Raw genomic sequence first — 1,306 nt, forward strand, 5'->3', positions numbered from 1 at the left:
AGTTGTCATCTTTCCTCCAACGTGATGCCCGAGCTGGGCGGTGAGGACACGGAGGGACCCGTGCCGTGCGGTGTCAGTCGGTCGCAAGACGGACTTCCGTCCCGAGAGCGCGCAGGTCGTCGACGGTGCTGCTCTCGATCCCCGAGTCGGTGACGACGAGGTCGATGTCCTCGACCCCGCCGTAGCGGCAGGCGGCCTTCATGCCGAACTTCGTGTGGTCGGCCATCAGGACCGTCGTCTGCGCGGAGGCGATGATGGCCGCCTTGACCGCGGCCTCGGCCGGGTCGGGCGTGGACAGGCCCCAGGTGACGTCGATGGCGTTGGTCCCGACGAAGGCGACGTCGAAGCGCAGCGTGGCCAACCGTTCGATGGCCCACTGGTCGACCTCGGCGTAGCTCTCGGCGCGCACGCGTCCGCCGATCGTCATGACCGTGGAGGCGCCCGCATCGGTGAGCCGCAACGCCGTCTGAAGCGCGTTCGTGACGATCAGCAGGTCGCCGCGCTGGGTCATGACCTCCGCGAGCTGGCCGGTCGTCGAGCCGGCCTCGATGAAGACGGCGCCGAAGGCGGGAATCTCCTGGACGGCGGACCGGGCGATGGCGCGCTTCTCGTCGCGCCGCTCGGTCAGTCGACGAGCCATCCTGCCCTCGACGGCGAGGTGGTCCAGCGCCACGGCGCCGCCGTGGATCCGCTGCACCGTGCCGGAGTCCTCCAGGGCCGCGAGGTCGCGACGGATGGTCTCGGCGTTGACGTCGAAGCGCAGGGAGAGCTCCGCGGCCTCGACCCGGCCCTGGGCGCGGACGAGGTCGACGATCTCGCGTCGGCGAGTGCTGACGTTCATGGCCCTGCTCCCTCCTGCGTCGTGGAAATCCCTCGGTGCGTGATGTGGGAAACCCACTCGCTGCGCCGCTTTGTTGTGGTCTGCACCACAACTTCGGGAGTCAGACTACATTTATCGGGGGCCTTGTCAACGATTTGCGGGAGATTCGACCAGTCCGTGACATTTTCTTGTAGTTTTGCTACTAATGTGACCCAGGACATGCGGCACTCGACGCGCGTCATCACCGAAGGAGCACCGTGACCGCAACCCAGCCCGGACCGACGTTGACGATCGAGCCCGACCAGCTCGTCGGTCGCACCGGCCGCTACGAGAAGCGCCTCGGCGACCTGGACGGCCTGTACGCCGACGCCGACGCGTTCGCGCGGCTGCGTGCGGAGCGCGGCGACGACGCCGTCATGTACCACGTCGACGAGTTCCGCCCGTCGGACCAGGCCGGCGACCTCATCACGGGGATCTCGACCCTGT

2 protein-coding genes are annotated in these 1,306 nt (G+C 68.0%); one reads left to right on the forward strand and one right to left on the reverse strand.

Annotation, left to right across the window (positions count from 1 at the left end; genetic code table 11):
* Window positions 1-73 precede the first annotated feature (73 nt).
* A complete protein-coding gene (locus ASF38_RS08905) occupies window positions 74-841 on the reverse strand; it encodes a DeoR/GlpR family DNA-binding transcription regulator (RefSeq protein ID WP_056575236.1) in 768 nt (255 codons plus the stop codon).
* 236 nt (window positions 842-1,077) lie between these two features.
* On the opposite strand from ASF38_RS08905, the gene ASF38_RS18025 reads away from it, so the two are divergent.
* Window positions 1,078-1,306, forward strand: a 229-nt coding sequence (locus ASF38_RS18025) for a glucose-6-phosphate isomerase family protein (RefSeq protein WP_200914471.1), incomplete at its 3' end; no start/stop codon positions are given.

It is taken from the genome of Aeromicrobium sp. Leaf272, from assembly GCF_001422865.1.
Taxonomy (GTDB): domain Bacteria; phylum Actinomycetota; class Actinomycetes; order Propionibacteriales; family Nocardioidaceae; genus Aeromicrobium.